At 40.7% G+C, this 17,836-nt stretch carries 31 protein-coding genes and 1 tRNA gene; all 32 read right to left on the reverse strand.

Going from position 1 to position 17,836, the window contains the following annotated elements; genetic code table 11:
* Nucleotides 1–123: 123 nt before the first annotated feature.
* Nucleotides 124–822 (reverse strand): 50S ribosomal protein L1, encoded by a 699-nt coding sequence (gene rplA / locus A3G3_RS0103610; protein ID WP_019519183.1) that lies wholly within the window; start codon nucleotides 820–822, stop codon nucleotides 124–126.
* Nucleotides 822–1,253 carry a 50S ribosomal protein L11 gene (gene rplK, locus A3G3_RS0103615; protein WP_019519184.1) on the reverse strand — a complete coding sequence of 144 codons (432 nt, stop codon included), beginning with the start codon at nucleotides 1,251–1,253 and terminating at the stop codon, nucleotides 822–824. Before rplK ends, rplA begins: the two co-directional genes overlap by 1 nt.
* A 202-nt stretch (nucleotides 1,254–1,455) precedes the next feature.
* On the reverse strand, nucleotides 1,456–1,989 hold the full coding sequence (gene nusG / locus A3G3_RS0103620) for a transcription termination/antitermination protein NusG (RefSeq protein ID WP_019519185.1): 534 nt from the start codon (nucleotides 1,987–1,989) through the stop codon (nucleotides 1,456–1,458).
* 116 nt (nucleotides 1,990–2,105) lie between these two features.
* Nucleotides 2,106–2,570, reverse strand: a complete 465-nt coding sequence (secE, locus tag A3G3_RS0103625) for a preprotein translocase subunit SecE (RefSeq protein WP_019519186.1) — start codon at nucleotides 2,568–2,570, stop codon at nucleotides 2,106–2,108.
* A gap of 68 nt (nucleotides 2,571–2,638) precedes the next feature.
* Nucleotides 2,639–2,714, reverse strand: a tRNA-Trp gene (locus A3G3_RS0103630).
* Nucleotides 2,715–2,820: 106 nt separating this feature from the next.
* The gene (locus tag A3G3_RS0103635) at nucleotides 2,821–4,053 is read right to left on the reverse strand and encodes a LysM peptidoglycan-binding domain-containing protein (RefSeq protein WP_019519187.1); all 1,233 of its coding nucleotides are present in this window, start codon (nucleotides 4,051–4,053) and stop codon (nucleotides 2,821–2,823) included.
* A gap of 95 nt (nucleotides 4,054–4,148) precedes the next feature.
* Nucleotides 4,149–5,444 (reverse strand): bifunctional tetrahydrofolate synthase/dihydrofolate synthase, encoded by a 1,296-nt coding sequence (folC, locus tag A3G3_RS0103640; RefSeq protein ID WP_019519188.1) that lies wholly within the window; start codon nucleotides 5,442–5,444, stop codon nucleotides 4,149–4,151.
* A 17-nt stretch (nucleotides 5,445–5,461) separates the two neighbouring features.
* Nucleotides 5,462–5,986 carry a DUF4126 domain-containing protein gene (locus tag A3G3_RS0103645; protein ID WP_019519189.1) on the reverse strand — a complete coding sequence of 175 codons (525 nt, stop codon included), beginning with the start codon at nucleotides 5,984–5,986 and terminating at the stop codon, nucleotides 5,462–5,464.
* A 40-nt stretch (nucleotides 5,987–6,026) separates the two neighbouring features.
* Nucleotides 6,027–6,782, reverse strand: a complete 756-nt coding sequence (locus A3G3_RS0103650) for a TSUP family transporter (RefSeq protein ID WP_019519190.1) — start codon at nucleotides 6,780–6,782, stop codon at nucleotides 6,027–6,029.
* Nucleotides 6,783–6,882: 100 nt separating this feature from the next.
* On the reverse strand, nucleotides 6,883–7,242 hold the full coding sequence (gene rplQ / locus A3G3_RS0103655; protein ID WP_019519191.1) for a 50S ribosomal protein L17: 360 nt from the start codon (nucleotides 7,240–7,242) through the stop codon (nucleotides 6,883–6,885).
* Between the two features lie 20 nt (nucleotides 7,243–7,262).
* Nucleotides 7,263–8,270, reverse strand: a complete 1,008-nt coding sequence (locus A3G3_RS0103660; protein WP_019519192.1) for a DNA-directed RNA polymerase subunit alpha — start codon at nucleotides 8,268–8,270, stop codon at nucleotides 7,263–7,265.
* Between the two features lie 33 nt (nucleotides 8,271–8,303).
* Entirely contained in the window at nucleotides 8,304–8,945 is a 642-nt protein-coding gene (gene rpsD / locus A3G3_RS0103665) for a 30S ribosomal protein S4 (RefSeq protein WP_019519193.1), read from the reverse strand.
* Nucleotides 8,946–8,956: 11 nt separating this feature from the next.
* The gene (gene rpsK, locus A3G3_RS0103670; protein WP_019519194.1) at nucleotides 8,957–9,346 is read right to left on the reverse strand and encodes a 30S ribosomal protein S11; all 390 of its coding nucleotides are present in this window, start codon (nucleotides 9,344–9,346) and stop codon (nucleotides 8,957–8,959) included.
* 20 nt (nucleotides 9,347–9,366) lie between these two features.
* Entirely contained in the window at nucleotides 9,367–9,723 is a 357-nt protein-coding gene (gene rpsM / locus A3G3_RS0103675; RefSeq protein ID WP_019519195.1) for a 30S ribosomal protein S13, read from the reverse strand.
* A gap of 150 nt (nucleotides 9,724–9,873) precedes the next feature.
* Complete coding sequence (rpmJ, locus tag A3G3_RS0103680) at nucleotides 9,874–9,990, reverse strand: 50S ribosomal protein L36 (protein WP_019519196.1); 117 nt, start codon at nucleotides 9,988–9,990, stop codon at nucleotides 9,874–9,876.
* Between the two features lie 19 nt (nucleotides 9,991–10,009).
* Nucleotides 10,010–11,323, reverse strand: coding sequence for a preprotein translocase subunit SecY (secY, locus tag A3G3_RS0103685; RefSeq protein ID WP_019519197.1), 1,314 nt, complete (start codon nucleotides 11,321–11,323; stop codon nucleotides 10,010–10,012).
* 27 nt (nucleotides 11,324–11,350) lie between these two features.
* The gene (gene rplO / locus A3G3_RS0103690; RefSeq protein ID WP_019519198.1) at nucleotides 11,351–11,791 is read right to left on the reverse strand and encodes a 50S ribosomal protein L15; all 441 of its coding nucleotides are present in this window, start codon (nucleotides 11,789–11,791) and stop codon (nucleotides 11,351–11,353) included.
* On the reverse strand, nucleotides 11,791–11,970 hold the full coding sequence (gene rpmD, locus A3G3_RS0103695) for a 50S ribosomal protein L30 (RefSeq protein ID WP_019519199.1): 180 nt from the start codon (nucleotides 11,968–11,970) through the stop codon (nucleotides 11,791–11,793). The genes rplO and rpmD overlap by 1 nt, the downstream gene beginning before the upstream one ends.
* Before the next feature lie 18 nt (nucleotides 11,971–11,988).
* A complete protein-coding gene (rpsE, locus tag A3G3_RS0103700; RefSeq protein WP_019519200.1) occupies nucleotides 11,989–12,486 on the reverse strand; it encodes a 30S ribosomal protein S5 in 498 nt (165 codons plus the stop codon).
* Between the two features lie 2 nt (nucleotides 12,487–12,488).
* Nucleotides 12,489–12,839, reverse strand: a complete 351-nt coding sequence (rplR, locus tag A3G3_RS0103705) for a 50S ribosomal protein L18 (RefSeq protein WP_019519201.1) — start codon at nucleotides 12,837–12,839, stop codon at nucleotides 12,489–12,491.
* Nucleotides 12,840–12,850: 11 nt separating this feature from the next.
* Entirely contained in the window at nucleotides 12,851–13,384 is a 534-nt protein-coding gene (gene rplF, locus A3G3_RS0103710; protein WP_019519202.1) for a 50S ribosomal protein L6, read from the reverse strand.
* 77 nt (nucleotides 13,385–13,461) lie between these two features.
* Entirely contained in the window at nucleotides 13,462–13,860 is a 399-nt protein-coding gene (gene rpsH, locus A3G3_RS0103715) for a 30S ribosomal protein S8 (protein WP_019519203.1), read from the reverse strand.
* An 11-nt stretch (nucleotides 13,861–13,871) separates the two neighbouring features.
* The gene (gene rpsN / locus A3G3_RS0103720) at nucleotides 13,872–14,177 is read right to left on the reverse strand and encodes a 30S ribosomal protein S14 (protein WP_019519204.1); all 306 of its coding nucleotides are present in this window, start codon (nucleotides 14,175–14,177) and stop codon (nucleotides 13,872–13,874) included.
* 19 nt (nucleotides 14,178–14,196) lie between these two features.
* Nucleotides 14,197–14,736 (reverse strand): 50S ribosomal protein L5, encoded by a 540-nt coding sequence (gene rplE, locus A3G3_RS0103725; RefSeq protein ID WP_019519205.1) that lies wholly within the window; start codon nucleotides 14,734–14,736, stop codon nucleotides 14,197–14,199.
* 19 nt (nucleotides 14,737–14,755) lie between these two features.
* Nucleotides 14,756–15,073, reverse strand: coding sequence for a 50S ribosomal protein L24 (gene rplX / locus A3G3_RS0103730; protein WP_019519206.1), 318 nt, complete (start codon nucleotides 15,071–15,073; stop codon nucleotides 14,756–14,758).
* Nucleotides 15,074–15,081: 8 nt separating this feature from the next.
* Nucleotides 15,082–15,450 carry a 50S ribosomal protein L14 gene (rplN, locus tag A3G3_RS0103735; protein WP_019519207.1) on the reverse strand — a complete coding sequence of 123 codons (369 nt, stop codon included), beginning with the start codon at nucleotides 15,448–15,450 and terminating at the stop codon, nucleotides 15,082–15,084.
* 115 nt (nucleotides 15,451–15,565) lie between these two features.
* The gene (rpsQ, locus tag A3G3_RS0103740) at nucleotides 15,566–15,838 is read right to left on the reverse strand and encodes a 30S ribosomal protein S17 (RefSeq protein ID WP_019519208.1); all 273 of its coding nucleotides are present in this window, start codon (nucleotides 15,836–15,838) and stop codon (nucleotides 15,566–15,568) included.
* A gap of 2 nt (nucleotides 15,839–15,840) precedes the next feature.
* Nucleotides 15,841–16,032, reverse strand: coding sequence for a 50S ribosomal protein L29 (rpmC, locus tag A3G3_RS0103745; RefSeq protein WP_009767225.1), 192 nt, complete (start codon nucleotides 16,030–16,032; stop codon nucleotides 15,841–15,843).
* On the reverse strand, nucleotides 16,032–16,445 hold the full coding sequence (gene rplP / locus A3G3_RS0103750) for a 50S ribosomal protein L16 (RefSeq protein WP_009767224.1): 414 nt from the start codon (nucleotides 16,443–16,445) through the stop codon (nucleotides 16,032–16,034). The genes rpmC and rplP overlap by 1 nt, the downstream gene beginning before the upstream one ends.
* A gap of 6 nt (nucleotides 16,446–16,451) precedes the next feature.
* Nucleotides 16,452–17,213 carry a 30S ribosomal protein S3 gene (rpsC, locus tag A3G3_RS0103755; protein ID WP_019519209.1) on the reverse strand — a complete coding sequence of 254 codons (762 nt, stop codon included), beginning with the start codon at nucleotides 17,211–17,213 and terminating at the stop codon, nucleotides 16,452–16,454.
* 1 nt (nucleotide 17,214) lies between these two features.
* Nucleotides 17,215–17,544, reverse strand: coding sequence for a 50S ribosomal protein L22 (rplV, locus tag A3G3_RS0103760; RefSeq protein WP_019519210.1), 330 nt, complete (start codon nucleotides 17,542–17,544; stop codon nucleotides 17,215–17,217).
* Between the two features lie 10 nt (nucleotides 17,545–17,554).
* A complete protein-coding gene (gene rpsS / locus A3G3_RS0103765; RefSeq protein ID WP_019519211.1) occupies nucleotides 17,555–17,830 on the reverse strand; it encodes a 30S ribosomal protein S19 in 276 nt (91 codons plus the stop codon).
* Between the last annotated feature and the right edge of the window lie 6 nt (nucleotides 17,831–17,836).

Genomic DNA, 17,836 nt, shown 5'->3' on the forward strand with positions numbered 1-17,836 from the left:
CTATTAAACAGTGCTTTAAATATGTGTAACAGTATTAAAGCACCGAACCTACGGTCTTAGACAGCACAACCCGTGTGCTGAACTAAATTTTGAAATTTTTAGAAAATCTGTCAAATTACCAAATTATGCTAGACGGTATGGAACTGGATCTAAAGTAATACCCGGCCCCATGGTGCTAGACAAAGTAATTTTCTTGATATAAATACCTTTTGAAGTCGCAGGTTTTGCTTTTTTCAAATCCGCAATCAACGCACGAGCGTTATCTTCAATTTGTTCAGCCGTGAAACCGACTTGACCAATCGTGGTATGGATAATACCTGCTTTATCAACACGGTATTGTGCTTGACCAGCTTTGGTATTTTTAACTGCTTCCGCAACGTTTGGTGTCACGGTACCAACTTTTGGGTTTGGCATCAAGCCACGTGGACCTAGAATTGTACCTAATTGACCAACAATACGCATTGCATCAGGTGAAGCGATGACCACATCGAAGTCCATGTTACCTGCTTTAATGCTATCTGCTAAGTCTTCAAAACCAACGATATCTGCACCCGCTTCTTTAGCGGCATCCGCTGCTGCACCTTGTGCAAACACAGCAACACGTTTGGTTTTACCAGTACCTGCAGGTAAGTTAGTTGCACCACGAACCACTTGGTCAGATTTACGTGGGTCAACGCCCAAGTTTACTGCGATATCAATTGATTCTTTGAATTTTGCAGGTGGCAAGCTGTTTAAAATCGCTACCGCTTCTGCAAGGGTGTATTGTTTGTTTGCATCAAATTTTTCAGCAATTGCTTTTTGACGTTTAGTTAATTTAGCCATTACAGACCCTCCACATCAATACCCATTGAGCGAGCTGTACCAGCGATTGTACGCACGGCAGCTTCTAGCTCAGCAGCGGTCAAGTCTGCTTCTTTGGTTTTTACAATTTCTTCTAATTGAGCACGGGTTACTTTACCCACTTTGGTTTTGTTTGGCACACCAGAACCTTTTGCAACACCCGCAGCTTTACGAATTAAGAAAGCGGCAGGTGGCGATTTCATGATAAAAGTAAATGATTTATCATTGTAAACCGTGATTTCTACTGGAACTGGTAAACCTGGTTCCATGTTAGAAGTTGCAGCGTTAAATTCTTTACAGAACGCCATAATGTTAACACCTTTTTGACCCAATGCTGGACCAATCGGTGGTGATGGGTTTGCTTTGCCAGCAGGCACTTGCAATTTGATGTAGCCATCAATTTTCTTAGCCATAATAGACTCCTTATTGTGGGTATAACGCTATCTTTAACGATAGCTCCCCTGTGATATATAACGTTTTCTTGTAAATTAAACCAAAAAATAAAAGGCCTAGCCACAAAAAGACACTATTATAATGATTTTTTATAAAAGGTAAAGCATTCTTTGAAGTTTTTCACAAAATTGCAAACAAAGGATTGCTAAAATTTGGTCTAAATTAAGCGTTGGCTTTTTCCACTTGGTTAAACTCAAGCTCTACAGGGGTTGGACGATTAAACACATTTACCGTTAACTGCAAGCGGGATTTTTCATAATCCACTTTTTCCACCAAGCCTTTAAACTCGGTAAATGGACCGTCAATCACCAACACTTCTTCACCTGGTTCAAACAACGTTTTTGGACGCGGTTTATTTTCGTTATGGTTCAAACGATTTAAAATGGTATCCGCTTCTTTTTGGGTAATTGGTGCAGGATTTTCAGGTGTACCACCAATAAAGCCCATCACACGGGGACATTCTTTTACCAAATGCCAGGTATGGTCATTCATCTCCATTTCAATCAACACATAACCTGGAAAAAATTTTCGCTCACTTTTACGTTTTTTGCCGTCACGCATTTCAATCACTTCTTCGGTCGGCACAAGTACCTGACCAAATAACTCTTTATGTTCACTGCGATTGATACGCTCAATCAGTGAACGTTGCACTTGTTTTTCAAAACCTGAAAATGCTTGTACGATATACCAACGCATGGGCGAGATTCCTATAACTTGTTTAAAAACCATACATAAAAACCCACAATTGTGGGCTTTTATACTTTATAAATTCAACTTAAAAATGTTGGTCAAAACCAATTAATCATTGAAAATCAACCAATCACCAACTGCATAATTTGGGAGGATGTCACATCCAATACCCAAACTAAAAATGCCAATATCAAACTAACCACCACGCTTTGCCAAGTATATTGGCTCGTTTCTACTTTAGTTGGCCATGTGACTCGGCGTAACTCAATGCGAGCGTCTAATAACAAGGTTTTAAACGCACTACCTTGGTTGGTAAATGCCAAAGCAATAAAGGCAGAAATAATCAATGTTGCAATTACGCCGATGCGAGTCCAAACATTGTTTGCTGGTTGCCAATAAGCTGGTAAATACTGATTTACCAAGGTTGCAGAAATTAAAGCGACAATCGCATACAGCCATAGTGCAATGTCTTTTGCAGAATGCCTTTTAGCAACTTCAATCGCAGGTGTTTCACGGATAATTATTGGTTCACCAGACACCCTTTCGCCGTTAAGCTCTGCTAGTTTTTTTTCTAGCATATTTTTCATAAGGCTGTCCTGTCTGACATTTTTGACACATTAAAATGATGAAAAATCATTTTAATAAAACGAATAAATGGCAGGCGATGAGGGACTCGAACCCCCAACATTCGGTTTTGGAGACCGACGCTCTACCAATTGAACTAATCGCCTTTAATCGTTAGGAAACCGTATTATACTTCGTTTTTGACAAATTGCAAGTATTTTTGCATTTTTTTGTGAGTTTTTACCAAAAATCACTCAAAATCTTGCTAATACTTTACCAATAAAGTACCCATGCGTTACTCACATCCACGCGTGAGTCGGCATTAATTTTATCTTTAAGTGCCAAAGCAGTATCTTTACCTGTTTCTGGTCCGACAACCACACGCACGCCTCGGCTAGTTTGGCTAGTTTTAACTTTATAACCTGCTGATTGCAGTTTTTTTGCGATTTCATCCGCTTTTTTTTGGTCAGATGCTAAGGCGACTTGTACACCAAAAGTACCTTTAGCATCGGTTGTTTTTGCGGTTTGACGCGCTTCTTTGAGTTTGTCATTGGCAGTTTGAAATTGTTGTTTTTGTTGGGCTTGGGCTTGGGCTTCTTGCTGCAAGCGTTTTGCTTGTTTTTCACTCGGAATGATGAGTTGTTGCCCAACTCTTAACGATGTATTTTTATCTAAACCATTGGCTTGTGCTAAAGCATCAACAGGCACGTTGTAACGGCGAGATAGTTGGATTAAACCTTCACCACGTTTCACTTGATACGTACTTGGGCGAATTTTTTCTTGTTGCTGGGCTTGTAGTTGGGCTTGTTTTTGTTGTTCTGATTGCTGTTTTTCAACTTTTTGTCTTTGGGCTTGTTCAGCTTTTTCTTGAGCTTGTTTTTCTAATTTTTGTTTTTCAAGTTGAGCTTGTTGTTGTTTCGCTTGCTCTTGTTCTTTTTGACGTTTTTGTTTTGCCAGTTTTTCTTGTTGTTGCTTTTGTTGTTGGGCAATTTCACGTTGTTTTTGCTCGGCTTGTCGCTCGGCCGCGCGAGTTTCTTGCTGAGTTAATTCAATTTTTTTTTGTACAATTTCAGGGCTTGCTTGTTCAACGACTTGTGGCTGTGTGGTTGCCGATGGCTTTGTGGTATCGACAGGACGTGGCGTTACCACAGGACGAGCGATTTCGTCTTCTTTGACATACAGTTGATTTTCAGCACGGCTACGGGCAATTGCTTCGGCTTCAATGCGTTGTTGCTCGGTCAAATAGCGTTGGGCTTCTTTTTCTTGCTGTTCTACGCGTTGTTCACGTTCTTTTTGTTTTTGGGCCAAAATATTTTGTTCAGTTTGAATATCGGCAGTCAGCGGTTGTATCATATTGTGGTCTTGTTTGGGCACGACAACCGGTTTGGCAGGAGCTTGATTTTCTACCGAATTTTGTTCCGTCATAATTTGGTTAAGCGTCGCATATAGCAACACACTACCGCCCAGCAACACACATACACCGACTAAGGCTTTATTTTTTAGCATAATAAAAAATCCAAATTTTTAATTAACTTATTTTTAATAAAATAGCCAATGATAATATTAGCGTAAAACGTGCCAATAATAAATATTTTTTTACATTATTTGACAAAACCGCTCTGTAACACGTCGCTAATCGTGTGAAACGAACCGCAAACCAACAGTACATCCTGCGGTTTGCTCTCGGCAATCGCCTGCTCGGTCGCTTGTGCCAAATTATCATACACGATAAAATTATCGAAATAATTGGCGAGTTGGCGTTGCAAATCGGCTTTTGGCGTGGCTCTAAAAAAGTCAATTTCACCGCTAAATAATTTGTGTATCGGCAAAGTAACTAATTTCGCCAAAACTTTATCAATGTCTTTATCAGCTAAGATTGAAAAAATCAAATACAATTTGGCATCAGCTTGTTTTTGTTGATAATTTTGCCAAAATGGTAAAAATTGACTTAATAAAAAATTAATCCCATGTTCATTATGAGCGACATCAAACACCCATTGACGCCCTAAAATCTGACGTTTATCAAAACGTCCTGCCAAATGAATGTTGGGCAATGCTTGACAAATATGCGATACGTCAATATCTAACTGACTCGCCAACACTGCTGTAATCGCCGTTGCAGTATTGTGTAATGACAAATTCGGTAACGGTAAACCCAAGGTAACCCCTGCACTGCTATATTGCCATTGACTTTCCGACTTTTGTTGATAAAAATAATCCGTACCAAACTGTAATAACTTGGCGTGATGTTCAGCAATAATCGGCGGAATAGTATTCGGCATATCACTTTCACCATACACTAACGTGATATCATTGCGTAAAATACCTGCTTTTTCAACACCAATTTTTTCACGCGTATCGCCGAGCCAATCCACATGGTCGATGCCAATATTAGTAATTACCGCCAAATTTGGGTCAATCACATTCACCACGTCCAAACAACCACCCAAACCGACTTCCAGCACCCAAACATCGCAATGTTGTTCGGCAAAAATACAAAACGATGCCAACGTGGTCATTTCAAAAAACGACAAGGTCAAGCCACATTCAATTCTCGCTTTTTCCACTTTGGCAAAAGCTTGAATTAACAAAGCATCGGATACCATGTCTTGATTAATTTTTACACGTTCGTTAAAAACTAACAAATGTGGTGATTGATACAGCCCAACTTTATAACCTGCTTTTTCACAAATACTGGCTATCGTGGCAGTAGTTGAGCCCTTACCGTTTGTCCCTGCCACAGTAAACACATAGGCATTCGGCTTATCAATACCTAAATTTTGAAATACGGGGAACACACGTTCTAGCCCCATATCAATAGCAGAGACATGGATATTGTGCATATAGTTTAACCAATCCATTAAGCTACTTTGTAAAGTTGGCCCACTGTTTTGCATATAATTTCCTTATTTTTTTAACGAATATTATTGGATTTTCTTAATTTTGTAATTAACCAAATAAAACCAATTAAACCAATCACTAACGCAACCATGGCAATGATTGGGGCAAAAATTGACAATACCGATAAGCCAATCGCCGTACCCGTTTCCGCCATAGAGATTGCAGGATTTACCAAACCACCTGTAGTTGCGGTGGAGACCGCCCGAGTGGTCGCACTCGTACCTTTAATAGTCGCCGCCCCACCACCTGCAACAATAGCCAACGTCCCTGCCACCCCAGCCAACGGTACGGCAATCGTGTCTAACAAATTATCCAGCACAGGCACAGGCACAAGATAGCTCACCGACTCAACGATACTCGCCACGCCCAAAATCACTAACGCAGGAACTGAACCAACCCACATCCACGTTTCGTTCAACGGAATAATGCCAAAATAAGAAGCACAACTGAGTTCAAATAACGGCACAAACACCCGAAAACCTGAGCTTGCCGCCAAGCCAATTCCCAGAAACACGCTCAAAAATATTTCAGCTGTCATCGTATTTCTCATATTTTTTAAAAAAATTATTTAAATATTATTAACTAAAAAACACATATTTACTCAGCATGGCAAAGCACATCAGCACAATCATCGGACGGATAAAAGCGACACCACCTTTTACCGCTAAATTTGCTCCCAAACTTGCCCCGATAAATTGCCCAATCATCATGGCAAAACCCACACTCCACAAAACTTTACCACCAATGATAAAAAAAGTCAGAGATGCAATATTACTGGTAAAATTGAGTAATTTTGCCACTGCTGTCGCTTTAATCAAATCATAACCACGACCCAATACCCCACTTAACCCCAAAAACATGCCTGTGCCTGGCCCTAAATAGCCGTCATAAAAACCAATTAATGGAATCGCACCATATCGCCATTGGTTTAAAGTTAAACGTGGTTTGGTGTGAACTTTACCCAAATTTGGAGCAAATAAATAATAAATCCCGATCATTGCAATCAAAAATGGAATGGCTTTGGTTAATAAATCTGGTGGTGATAGCTGCACGGCAATCGCACCGAGCATCGCACCAATAAAACAAGTCATAATCGCTTGCCAAATTTCTTTGGGGTGGATTTTTTTATTTAAAATCATGGTAATCGATGCGGAAAATGAACCTGCAGTTGCTTGTAATTTATTCGTGCCGAGCATAAACAATGGCGGAATATTTGCCATTAACATCGCTGGCATGGTCAATAACCCCCCACCCCCTGCAATCGCATCTACAAAACCTGCCAATGTCGCAACCGCAACCAACATGGCGACCATTTCCAAACTTAAATCCAACATTGTAATCTAGCACCCCATTGATACGCTAAAGCCCCATAAGCACAACGACTTATGGGGCTACTTAGCTGTTAGATTGTAACAGCCTAATGGATTGTGTCAATTAGTCACGGTCAACTAATTCAACATAAGCCATTGGTGCAGCATCACCATCACGGTAGCCACACTTGATAATACGTAGATATCCACCTGGACGCGCTTTATAGCGTGGGCCCAAAGTTGTGAATAATTTACCAACGGTTGCTTTGTTGCGTAAGCGACTGAACGCTAAACGACGATTAGCAACTGAATCTTCTTTGGCTAAAGTGATTAGTGGCTCTGCCACACGGCGTAATTCTTTAGCTTTTGGTAATGTGGTTTTGATTAGTTCATGTTCAAATAGTGAGTTCGTCATATTTTGGAACATGGCCTTACGATGGCTACTGGTACGACCCAGTTTAACTCCACTGTTACGATGTCGCATGGTCAAACTTCCTTTAAATTTTAACGGCTACGGTAAGAAAAACGGTCATCAACACGCAAATCAGCTGGTGGCCAATTATCAAGACGCATTCCTAGCTCTAAATCTTTAGAAGCCAACACATCTTTGATTTCAGTTAATGATTTCTTACCTAGATTTGGGGTTTTTAACAACTCAGTTTCGGTGCGTTGTACCAAATCGCCAATGTAATAAATGTTTTCCGCTTTTAAGCAATTTGCTGAGCGAACCGTTAATTCTAAGTCATCCACTGGGCGTAGAAGCACAGGGTCAACCTCTTCTTTTTCCTTAACAGGCTCCGGTGTTTGTTCTGCCTCTAAATCAACGAATACAGCGATTTGTTGTTGTAAAATCGTTGCAGCTTTACGGATTGCCTCTTCAGGGTCAATCGTACCGTTGGTTTCAAGTTCAATCACTAAGCGGTCTAGGTCGGTACGTTGTTCTACACGAGCATTTTCAACTTGATAAGCCACACGCACAACAGGGCTATAGCTTGCGTCTAATTTTAGACGACCAATCACCTTGCTATCTGCTACCTCTTTACGCACATTTGCAGGTTCATAGCCACGTCCAATCGCAACATGTAAACGCATTTTTAAATGCCCACGCTCGCTTAACGTGCCTAAAACCAAATCAGGGTTGATAATGTCAACATTGTGCGGTAATTCAATATCAGATGCGAGTACTGTACCAGGACCTTGTTTATCAAGGGTTAAGAATACTTCATTTTGGTCATGAAGCTGAATTGCCAAACCTTTTAAATTTAACAACAAGTCTAAAACGTCTTCTTGCAAACCTTCTAAGGTTGAATACTCATGATCCACGCCTTCAATCTCTGCTTCGACAACCGCAGCACCAGGCAATGAAGATAATAGAATACGGCGAAGGGCATTTCCAAGTGTATGCCCAAAGCCTCTTTCTAACGGTTCGAGCGTGACTTTGGCATGCGTTTCATTGACCGTATCCACGTGAATGGCTTTCGGTGTTAGAAACTCTGTAGCATTTAGCATCATATGTCACCTCGACTTTATAGTTAGTATAATTAATTATTTAGAGTACAACTCAACGATCAAGTGTTCGTTGATTTCTGCTGGCAATTCAGTGCGGTCAGGTGCTTGTTTAAAAGTACCTTGTAGTTTGCTATGGTCAACTTCTAACCATGCTGGTGTACCACGTTGCCCTGCAAGCTCAATTGCATTTTTAATACGCAATTGTTCTTTTGATTTTTCATGTACAGCAATCACGTCACCGTCTTGGATTTGGATTGATGGAATATTCACACGAACAAATTCATCACGTCCAGCTTTTTTCACCAAAATCGCACGGTGGCTAACCAATTGACGTGCTTCTGCACGAGTTGCACCAAAACCCATACGATAAACGACGTTGTCCAAACGACGCTCTAACATTTGTAACAAGTTTTCACCTGTTGCACCACGCATACGTGCTGCTTCTTTATAATAGTTAGAGAATTGACGCTCTAATACACCATACATACGCTTAACTTTTTGTTTTTCACGTAATTGTGCAGAGTATTCTGAAGTTTTGCTACGAGGATTACCATGTTGACCTGGTGCACGACCAGCTTTTTTGGTTTTCTCTTCGTATGCTTTTACGCCTGATTTTAACTGTAAGTCAGTACCTTCACGACGTGATAATTTTAATTTAGGACCTAGATAACGGGCCATGAAGAGTCTCCTTATACGCGACGCTTTTTAGGTGGACGAGTTCCGTTGTGTGGAATCGGGGTTACATCGCTAATGCTGTTAATTTTATAACCCAAAGCACCTAATGCTCTAACCGCAGACTCACGACCAGGTCCTGGACCTTTCACCAACACATCAACATTTTTTACGCCGTATTCTTGTGCAGCTTTACCCGCAACTTCAGCAGCTACCTGAGCAGCAAATGGTGTTGATTTACGTGAACCACGGAAGCCTTGTCCACCGGCGGTGGCCCAAGCCAAAGCATTACCTTGACGGTCGGTAATGGTTACAATGGTGTTATTAAAAGACGCATGGATATGGGCTACGCCCTCAGAAACTGAGCGGCGAGTCACTTTTTTGCGACTACGAGTGTCTTTTGCCATCTTTTAGCTTCCTAAGTAAATTATTTTTTAATTGCTTTACGTGGACCCTTACGAGTACGCGCATTTGTTTTAGTACGTTGACCACGAACTGGCAAACCACGACGATGGCGCAAACCACGATAGCAACCTAAATCCACCAAACGTTTGATATTCATCGAAATTTCACGACGTAAGTCACCTTCTGTCGTATAGTTTGCAACTTCTGAACGGACAGCATCAAGCTGTGCATCATCTAACTGACCAATTTTGATAGTTGGTGCAATGTTGACCGCTTCTAAGATTTTAGCAGCAGTGGTACGACCAATACCAAAAATGTAAGTTAATGAGATGATAGCATGCTTGTTGTCCGGAATGTTTACACCGGCAATACGAGCCATTGACATTTCTCCAATTTTAAAAACAAGATGAATAATTCATCTACTCTTATGTGTGAAATTGAACTTTGGTTATCTACAAAATTTCAAAATCACAACAAGTAGCGGATAATACTATATCCGCTACATTTTTGCAAGCACTAATTGATATTTTTAGCCTTGACGTTGTTTGTGACGTGATTCGCTACTGCAAATTACACGCACAACACCTTTACGACGAACAATTTTGCAATTGCCACAAATTTTTTTTACAGATGCTTGTACTTTCATTTTAAGCTCCTAAAGTAGGTTAAGGTTGTTTAACACCAGTCTGCAACAACGAATAATCATGATATTGGTTAGTCATTAAATGGGCTCTAACTTGTGCAATAAAGTCCATAATCACCACCACGCTGATTAATACTGATGTTCCACCTAACTGGAATGGGATTCCAAAGGCAGATTGTAAAATCATTGGCATCAAACAAATAAGGGTCATGTAAATCGCACCAATGAAGGTTAAACGATTAAGCACATGGTCTAAATAACGTTGAGTCTGTTGTCCAGGTCGAATACCAGGGATATAAGCACCACTTTTTTTCAAGTTTTCTGCCACTTCTTTTGGACTAAATACCAATGCTGTGTAAAAATAACAGAAAAAGATAATCAATGCCCCAAAAATCACCAAATACAACGGTTGTCCAGGTGATAATACCAATGCCATATTTTGCAAAAGGGTTTGGAACATATTTGGATTGGCAGAATGTCCAACCCATTGTCCTAAACTTGCAGGAAATAATAGCAAAGAACTGGCAAAAATTGCAGGGATTACCCCTGCCATATTAATTTTTAATGGCAGGTGAGATTGTTGCTGTGCATAGATTTTACGTCCTTGTTGTTGTTTTTGGGCATAATTGACAGGAATACGGCGTTGTGCACGCTCAATAAACACAATCGCTGCAACCACCGCCAATGCCAACATCGCAAAAATAAACAAGGCAATCATGTTCATTTGTCCTTGTTGCACTGATGTAATCGATTGCGTAATTACGGTTGGGAACGTAGCAACAATTCCAGCTAAAATTAGCATGGAAATACCGTTACCAATGCCCCGCTCGGTAATTTGCTCACCTAGCCACATTAAGAACATAGAACCTGCAACCAAAGAAGTTACTGCAGGTACATAAAAAGTTATACCTGACGATAGGGTCAAGTTTTGACTAATTAATCCCGTACACATACCAACGGCTTGCACAAATGCCAAAAGCAACGTAAGTTGCCTTGTATATTTATTGATTTGACGTTGCCCTGCTTGACCTTCTTTTTTCAAAGCATCAAGTGAAGGTATCACTGCCGTCATCATTTGCACAATAATTGACGCAGAAATATACGGCATAATTCCCAGCGCCATCACAGACATCCGCTCCAATGCACCACCTGAGAACATATTAAAAAGTCCCAAAATGGTATTTTCATTGGTTTGAAAAAAGTTTGCTAGGCTATCTGGGTTCATGCCTGGAATCGGCACGTGTGAACCAAAACGGTAAACGACCAAAGCACCCAACAAGAACAATAAGCGATTAAATAGCTCATCATACTTACGAATAAAACTTAAAGGGTTCATAGATGTTGAATGCTTTGCCACTTAGGATTACTCCTCAACAGTACCACCAGCAGCTTCAATAGCAGCTTTAGCACCTTTTGTCACTTTAACGCCTTTGAACGTATATGCTTTAGTTACTTCACCTGATAAGATGATACGAACACGTTGCATATCACGACGTACAATATTCGCCGCTTTCAAGGTTTCTAGGCTTACTAGTTCGCCTTCTATTTGATTTAATTCAGATAGACGTACTTCTGCTGTTACCATTGCCAATTTGCTGGTAAAACCAAATTTTGGCAAACGGCGATATAGTGGCATTTGACCACCTTCAAAACCTGAGCGAATACCTGAGCCAGAACGTGAAGTTTGACCTTTGATACCACGACCACCCGTTTTACCGATACCAGAACCGATACCGCGACCACGGCGGTGTTTTGCTTTTTTCGAACCTTCAGCAGGTGATAATTCGTTTAAACGAAGTCCCATTATGCTTCCTCCACTTTAACCATATAGTTAACACGGTTAACCATACCACGGGTAGAAGGGGTGTCTTCAACTTCTACAGTATGTCCAATACGACGTAACCCTAAACCTTTTAGACAAGCCTTGTGGCTTTCTAAGCGGTGGGCACTCGATTTAATTTGAGTAACTTTCATTTTTTTCATGATAACTCACCTTAGCTCTTAGCCCAAAATTTCTTCAACAGTTTTGCCACGTTTGTTGGCCATTTTTTCTGGCGATGACATTTCTTTTAAACCATTAAATGTCGCACGTACAACGTTCGCAGCATTGGTTGAACCATAGCATTTTGCCAATACGTTTTGTACACCAGCAACCTCTAATACAGCACGCATCGCACCACCAGCAATAACACCAGTACCTTCAGAAGCTGGTTGCATATATACACGGCTTGCACCATGACGAGCGGTGATAGGATGTTGTAAAGTTGTGCCATCAAGATCAACGGTAATCATATTACGTTTAGCAGCTTCTAGGGCTTTTGAAATAGCGGCCGGTACTTCACGGGCTTTACCACGACCAAAACCAACACGACCATTACCATCACCAACAACTGTCAATGCGGTAAATGAAAAGATTGTACCACCTTTCACTACTTTTGCAACACGTCCAACGGTTACCAAGCGTTCTACTAAACCATCTGTTTGTTCAACTTTTGCCATGATTAGAACTCCAATCCATTTTCACGGGCTGCATCAGCTAAGGCTTTAACACGGCCATGATATTTAAAACCACTACGGTCAAAAGCAACCTTGGTAATACCAGCGGCTTTTGCACGTTCAGCGATTAATTTACCTACAGCAGTTGCTGCTTCAATATTACTAGTTGCACCAGAACGTAAAGTTGCATCTAAGGTTGATGCTTGCGCCAACACTTCGCCACCAGTTGGTGAAATGATTTGAGCATAAATATGAGTATTGGTACGGTTTACCGATAAACGATTAACGCCTAAACCACGGATATGAGCACGGGTTTTTTTAGCTCTGCGTAAGCGAGCAGCTTTTTTATCAAACATATCATTTCACCTTATTTTTTCTTAGCTTCTTTACGAGCGACATACTCATCGCTATAACGAACGCCTTTACCTTTATAAGGCTCAGGTGGGCGATAGCCACGAATGTTAGCGGCTGCTTGACCTAGCTTTTGCTTATCGGTAGACTTTAGAACAATCTCAGTTGCTGATGGCGTTTCAGCAGTGACACCTTCTGGCAAAGTGTATTCAATTGGGTGTGAGTAACCTAAGTTTAGGTTAACTTTATTACCTGCAACAGCAGCTTTGTAACCAACACCAATCAATTGCAAACGACGTTCAAAACCTTCAGAAACGCCTTTTACCATGTTATTTAACAATGCACGGGTTGTGCCAGTATGCATCCACGCTTCTTTGCTGTCTTTAACAGGAGAAAGCGTAATGACATTTTCTTCTTGTTTTAGCTCGACCAAATCATGCAGGCGTAAAGACAAAGAACCTTTGCTACCTTTAACTTCAACCTGCTGACCGTTCAACGCAACACTTGTACCAGTTGGTAGTGTTACAGGGGCTTTAGCCACACGAGACATACGGTAATTCCTATAAAAGTTAATAAAAAATGAACAGACACGCAAAAAATCGCTGTCTGTTCGGAAGAAATCATTGATTAAGCAACAAAAGCAATAACTTCGCCACCTAATCCAGCTTTACGAGCTTCACGGTCACTCATAATGCCTTTGTTAGTAGAAATGATAGCTACACCAAGACCTTGCTTAACGCTTGGAAGTTCATCTTTACCACGGTATTGACGTAAACCAGGACGACTGTAACGCTTAATCGTTTCGATCACTGGTTTACCTTCAAAATATTTTAATTCAATTGTTAATTCAGACTTACCTTTTGTAACTTCTTCCACACTTGCAGAAGCAACATAGCCTTCGTTAACTAACAAATCAGCAATTGATTTGCGTAATTTTGAGCTTGGCATTATAACAGATGCTTTTTCTGCCATTTGTGCGTTACGGATACGGGTTAGCATATCAGCTACGGTGTCTTGCATACTCATATTGTATCCTCTTACCAGCTTGCTTTACGAACGCCAGGTACATCACCTTGCATTACTTTTTCACGAATCATGTTACGTGAAAGACCAAATTTACGGAAGTAACCATGTGGACGACCTGTTAAGGCACAACGGTTACGTAAACGTACTGGTGAAGCGTTACGTGGTAATGCTTGAAGTGCAAGCATTGCATCCATACGTTCTTCATCAGTCGCTTTGATGTCGCTGATAATTGCTTTAAGCTTGGCACGCTTCTCAGCATATTTAGCAACAGTCGCTTCGCGTTTGTATTCACGATTAATCATACTTTTCTTTGCCATATTGCTTTATCCTTGCTGTTTAGCCTTTAAACGGAAAGCCGAATGCTTTAAGCAATGCACGACCTTGTTCATCAGTTTTTGCAGTAGTGGTAATGGTGATATCTAAACCACGAATACGGTCAATTTTATCAAAATCTACTTCAGGGAAGACGATTTGCTCTTTGATACCTAGTGAGTAGTTACCACGACCATCGAACGCTTTATCAGAAAAACCGCGGAAGTCACGAATACGTGGAATTGCGATTGCGATTAAGCGATCCAAAAATTCGTACATTTGTTCGCCACGTAAGGTTACTTTACAGCCAATTGGCCATTCTTCACGGATTTTAAAGCCTGCAACAGATTTACGAGCTTTTGTTACAACTGGTTTTTGACCTGCAATTGCAGTCATATCAGCCAATGCACCTTCAAGTACTTTTTTGTCTTGAGCTGCGGCACCAACACCCATATTTAGAGTGATTTTGGTGATTTTTGGAATTTCCATAACGTTGGTTAAGCCTAACTCTTTTTGTAGTTGTTGCTTAAGTTGTTCGTTATATTGTGTTTTAAGTCTAGCCATTACCAATACCCTTAGATGGTTATGCAGTCGCCACTACTTCACCTGATGAACGATAAACACGTTGTTTTTTGCCTTCTGCGTTCACTTGGTAAGAAATACGATCTGCCTTTTGGGTTGTTGCGTTAAAAATTGCAACGTTTGAAATATGTAAAAATGCTTCTTGTTCAACAATACCACCTGCTTTACCAGTCATTTGATTTGGTTTTTGGTGCTTCTTAACAATGTTGATACCTTCAACTTTTACACGGTCTTCTTTTAATGCCAAGATAGTACCTTGCTTGCCTTTGTCTTTGCCTGCAATTACAATTACTTGGTCACCTTTGCGTAATTTTGCCATTTTTTACCTCATAGTACTTCTGGGGCTAATGAAACAATTTTCATAAATTGTTCGCCACGCAGTTCACGAGTTACTGGTCCAAAAATACGTGTTGCAATTGGTGCTTTGTTATTGTTTAACAACACCGCTGCATTGTCGTCAAAACGTAGTACTGAACCGTCTGGGCGACGTACACCAAATTTCGTACGTACAACCACTGCGTTCATTACATCACCTTTTTTTACACGACCACGTGGAATTGCTTCTTTCACAGTCACTTTAATGATGTCGCCTACTGATGCATAACGACGATGAGAGCCACCCAGTACTTTAATGCACTGTACTCGTTTTGCACCACTGTTGTCTGCAACTTCCAGCATTGTTTCAGTCTGAATCATCGCGTTACTCCATAAATTGGCAAAACAAGTCTTGCCACAATAAGCCATTTTTTAGGTGGCGTATTGTAGCACTATTTGACTTGCTTTGCAATTATTACTAGTTATTTTTAGTTAATTAGATATTAACTGCTTTTTCTACAATATCCACTAGCACCCAAGTTTTGGTTTTTGATAGTGGACGTGTTTCTTTAATACGGACGGTATCGCCGATCCCACAGCTGTTATTTTCATCATGGGCATGTAATTTGGTTGAGCGACGAATCATTTTGCCATATTTGGCGTGGCGGATACGACGTTCAACTAATACGGTGATAGTTTTGTCCATCTTGTCACTGATAACTTTACCAGTTACTGTGCCAATTTCTTGGTTGGTGTTTTGCTCACTCATGATTAGGCCCCTTGTTTTTCAGTGATAAGAGTCTTGATTTGGGCAATAGTACGACGATTGCCTTTAATCTCATGGGTGTTGCCTAACTGACCAGTAGCTTTTGCCATACGAAGACGAAATGCTTCTACTTGCTTTTCGTCTAGTAATTGGGTCAGCTCTTCTACTGATTTTTCACGTAATTCACTGATCTTCATTACATAATCGTCCGTTTAACAATGGTGGTTTTGAAAGGCAATTTTGCAGAAGCAAGGGTTAGTGCTTCAGTCGCTAGTTCGTCTGAAACCCCTTCAATTTCGTATAGCATTTTGCCTGGTTTGATTTCGCATACCCAGTATTCTACTGGCCCTTTACCTTTACCCATACGAACTTCTAGTGGTTTTTCGGTAATCGGTTTGTCTGGAAATACACGAATCCAGATTTTACCACCACGTTTGATTCGACGAGAAATAGTACGGCGAGCGGCTTCAATTTGACGTGCTGTCATACGACCACGTTCAATTGATTTAAGTCCGATAGTACCAAAAGATACGCTACTACCACGGTGAGCTAACCCCGTATTACGTCCTTTATGTACTTTACGAAACTTGGTACGTTTTGGTTGTAACATATCTTATTAACCTCTGTCTTTGGCTGGACGGTTACTACCACGTGTGCGACGTTGTTTTTGTCCGCGTGGTTGTTTGTCTTCTTTTACAGGATTATAAATGCGGTTCATGCCGTCTAGGATTTCACCACGGAAAATCCATACTTTAACACCGATAGTACCGTATGTGGTTTCTGCACGTACGTTAGCATAGTCAATGTCAGCACGTAGGGTATGCAATGGCACACGGCCTTCACGATACCATTCAGAACGGGCAATCTCTGCACCACCTAAACGTCCAGAAAGTTCAACTTTGATACCTTCTGCACCTGCTTTCATGCTGTTTTGTACAGCACGTTTCATGGCACGACGGAACATGACACGACGTTCTAGTTGGCTTGCAATACCATCTGCAACAAGGCGAGCATCTAAATCAGGTTGTGTGATTTCTTCAATGTTGACTTGTGCCGGTACGCCCATCAATTTGGTCAACTCTTTTTGTAGTGTTTCGATATCTGCACCACTTTTACCGATAATAACACCAGGACGAGCTGCTGAAATTGTGATTTTTGCTGTACCACTTGAACGTTCAATATTAATGTTGCTAATCATTGCGTTAACAGCTTTTTCTTTGCCTGTATCACGGTTGTTTAGCTTTTTTTCAATAAATTTACGCACTTGCAAGTCGTTGATTAGGTATTCAGAATATTTTTTTGGATCTGCATACCAGTTGGCGTTCGCTTTACGAATAACACCAAGGCGGATGCCAATTGGATGAACTTTTTGTCCCATATTATACCCCTACCTTAACTGTGATGTGACAAGTACGCTTACTAATACGGTCAGCACGACCTTTGGCACGTGGCATGATACGTTTTAGTGTGATACCTTCATCAACATAAATGGTAGATACACGCAAGGTGTCAATGTCTAAACCATTATTATGTTCAGCGTTTGCAATGGCTGATTCTAAGCATTTTTTTACCAATTTAGCTGCTTTTTTGTTGCTAAAGGTAAGAATGTCTAATGCACGTTCTATGCTTTTGCCACGAATTTCGTCAGCAACTAAACGTACTTTTTGTGCCGAAATGGCGGCACCGCGTAATTTTGCAGTTACTTCCATAGTTAGCACCTTATTTTTTAGATTTCTTATCAATGCCGTGACCACGATATGTACGGGTTGGGGCAAATTCACCAAGTTTATGACCTACCATTTGTTCGTTAACAATAACGGGTACGTGAGTACGGCCATTATGAACTGAAATGGTTAAGCCAACCATTTGTGGAAGAATCATCGAACGGCGTGACCAAGTTTTGATTGGTTTGCGAGAGTTAGTTTCTAACGCTTGTTCAACTTTGGCAAATAAGTGCGCATCGATGAATGGACCTTTTTTCAATGAACGAGGCATGAAATT

This window comes from Moraxella boevrei DSM 14165, from assembly GCF_000379845.1.
In the GTDB taxonomy this organism is placed as follows: domain Bacteria; phylum Pseudomonadota; class Gammaproteobacteria; order Pseudomonadales; family Moraxellaceae; genus Faucicola; species Faucicola boevrei.

Bases quoted from the DNA above. Each gene is read 5' to 3' on its own strand.
- rplE (WP_019519205.1), bottom strand. From the start codon at position 14,736: ATGGCTAGACTTAAAACACAATATAACGAACAACTTAAGCAACAACTA.
- rplX (WP_019519206.1), bottom strand. From the start codon at position 15,073: ATGGCAAAATTACGCAAAGGTGACCAAGTAATTGTAATTGCAGGCAAA.
- rplQ (WP_019519191.1), bottom strand. From the start codon at position 7,242: ATGCGACATCGTAACAGTGGAGTTAAACTGGGTCGTACCAGTAGCCAT.
- rpsC (WP_019519209.1), bottom strand. From the start codon at position 17,213: ATGGGACAAAAAGTTCATCCAATTGGCATCCGCCTTGGTGTTATTCGT.
- rplK (WP_019519184.1), bottom strand. From the start codon at position 1,253: ATGGCTAAGAAAATTGATGGCTACATCAAATTGCAAGTGCCTGCTGGC.
- A3G3_RS0103635 (WP_019519187.1), bottom strand. From the start codon at position 4,053: ATGCTAAAAAATAAAGCCTTAGTCGGTGTATGTGTGTTGCTGGGCGGT.
- rplA (WP_019519183.1), bottom strand. From the start codon at position 822: ATGGCTAAATTAACTAAACGTCAAAAAGCAATTGCTGAAAAATTTGAT.
- folC (WP_019519188.1), bottom strand. From the start codon at position 5,444: ATGCAAAACAGTGGGCCAACTTTACAAAGTAGCTTAATGGATTGGTTA.
- A3G3_RS0103650 (WP_019519190.1), bottom strand. From the start codon at position 6,782: ATGTTGGATTTAAGTTTGGAAATGGTCGCCATGTTGGTTGCGGTTGCG.
- A3G3_RS0103645 (WP_019519189.1), bottom strand. From the start codon at position 5,986: ATGACAGCTGAAATATTTTTGAGCGTGTTTCTGGGAATTGGCTTGGCG.
- A3G3_RS0103660 (WP_019519192.1), bottom strand. From the start codon at position 8,270: ATGATGCTAAATGCTACAGAGTTTCTAACACCGAAAGCCATTCACGTG.
- rpsD (WP_019519193.1), bottom strand. From the start codon at position 8,945: ATGGCCCGTTATCTAGGTCCTAAATTAAAATTATCACGTCGTGAAGGT.
- rpmC (WP_009767225.1), bottom strand. From the start codon at position 16,032: ATGAAGATCAGTGAATTACGTGAAAAATCAGTAGAAGAGCTGACCCAA.
- rplF (WP_019519202.1), bottom strand. From the start codon at position 13,384: ATGTCTCGTGTGGCTAAAGCCCCTGTAACACTACCAACTGGTACAAGT.
- nusG (WP_019519185.1), bottom strand. From the start codon at position 1,989: ATGCGTTGGTATATCGTACAAGCATTTTCAGGTTTTGAAAAACAAGTG.
- rplR (WP_019519201.1), bottom strand. From the start codon at position 12,839: ATGTTTGATAAAAAAGCTGCTCGCTTACGCAGAGCTAAAAAAACCCGT.
- rplV (WP_019519210.1), bottom strand. From the start codon at position 17,544: ATGGAAGTAACTGCAAAATTACGCGGTGCCGCCATTTCGGCACAAAAA.
- rpsQ (WP_019519208.1), bottom strand. From the start codon at position 15,838: ATGAGTGAGCAAAACACCAACCAAGAAATTGGCACAGTAACTGGTAAA.
- secY (WP_019519197.1), bottom strand. From the start codon at position 11,323: ATGAACCCTTTAAGTTTTATTCGTAAGTATGATGAGCTATTTAATCGC.
- rplN (WP_019519207.1), bottom strand. From the start codon at position 15,450: ATGATTCAGACTGAAACAATGCTGGAAGTTGCAGACAACAGTGGTGCA.
- secE (WP_019519186.1), bottom strand. From the start codon at position 2,570: ATGAAAAATATGCTAGAAAAAAAACTAGCAGAGCTTAACGGCGAAAGG.
- rpmD (WP_019519199.1), bottom strand. From the start codon at position 11,970: ATGAAAAAAATGAAAGTTACTCAAATTAAATCGAGTGCCCACCGCTTA.
- rpsM (WP_019519195.1), bottom strand. From the start codon at position 9,723: ATGGCTCGTATTGCCGGTGTAAACATTCCGGACAACAAGCATGCTATC.
- rpsK (WP_019519194.1), bottom strand. From the start codon at position 9,346: ATGGCAAAAGACACTCGTAGTCGCAAAAAAGTGACTCGCCGCTCAGTT.
- rpsE (WP_019519200.1), bottom strand. From the start codon at position 12,486: ATGGCAAAAGTTGAACAAACAGATGGTTTAGTAGAACGCTTGGTAACC.
- rpmJ (WP_019519196.1), bottom strand. From the start codon at position 9,990: ATGAAAGTACAAGCATCTGTAAAAAAAATTTGTGGCAATTGCAAAATT.
- rpsS (WP_019519211.1), bottom strand. From the start codon at position 17,830: ATGCCTCGTTCATTGAAAAAAGGTCCATTCATCGATGCGCACTTATTT.
- rplO (WP_019519198.1), bottom strand. From the start codon at position 11,791: ATGGGACTTCGTTTAAACGAATTATCACCTGCTGAAGGTTCGAAAAAA.
- rpsN (WP_019519204.1), bottom strand. From the start codon at position 14,177: ATGGCAAAGAAAAGTATGATTAATCGTGAATACAAACGCGAAGCGACT.
- rpsH (WP_019519203.1), bottom strand. From the start codon at position 13,860: ATGAGTATGCAAGACACCGTAGCTGATATGCTAACCCGTATCCGTAAC.
- rplP (WP_009767224.1), bottom strand. From the start codon at position 16,445: ATGTTACAACCAAAACGTACCAAGTTTCGTAAAGTACATAAAGGACGT.